1 protein-coding gene and 1 pseudogene are annotated in these 520 nt (G+C 51.9%); both read right to left on the minus strand.

Features of this window, described 5'->3' with window-relative positions; all coding sequences use genetic code 11:
• The coding region (hfq, locus tag JK635_RS23635; RefSeq protein WP_202656404.1) for an RNA chaperone Hfq at positions 1-194 on the minus strand (194 nt) is incomplete at its 3' end.
• Between the two features lie 80 nt (positions 195-274).
• Positions 275-520: pseudogene (locus JK635_RS23640) on the minus strand (antitoxin Xre/MbcA/ParS toxin-binding domain-containing protein); the annotation flags it as partial.

The following is a 520-nucleotide window of genomic DNA, read 5'->3' on the forward strand; positions in this document are numbered from 1 at the left end:
GCAATGGTTGAAATAGCGTGCTTATAAACCAATTGCGTGACGGTGCTTTTCACGGCCACCATATAAGTGTCGAAAACTTCGATCCGTCCTTGCAATCGGATGCCGTTCACCAGAAAAACTGCCACTGGACGTTGACTCGCGCGAAGTTCCTGCAGGAACTCGCCCTGTAATCCCTGTACTGCTCGTTCCACCATGATTCCTTCATGCCCATCTAATCGGTGATCGTATCTTCAGCGCGATGATATTGCAACGTAACCGCGTCTCCCTGCGACGATCATTCTGCCAATCTGGGTGCAGATAACCGCATCGTCGATTCATTCGCCATTTGTTCGAGCAGACGCCAAGGCTTCACCCCACCTAGTGCGTCATTGGGCGTGTCGAGCCAAGCCGTCAGCCACTTTTCTGCATCGATCTTATTAGCATATCCTGAAGCCGATAGCATCGCCCGTACCTGGCTCAACAACACGGCAACTTCGTTCTGATCTCTGGCGGCCCACTTTTCCTTTTCCATGATGGCTCC

It is taken from the genome of Neobacillus paridis (assembly GCF_016765675.1).
GTDB lineage: Bacteria > Bacillota > Bacilli > Bacillales > Cytobacillaceae > Neobacillus > Neobacillus paridis.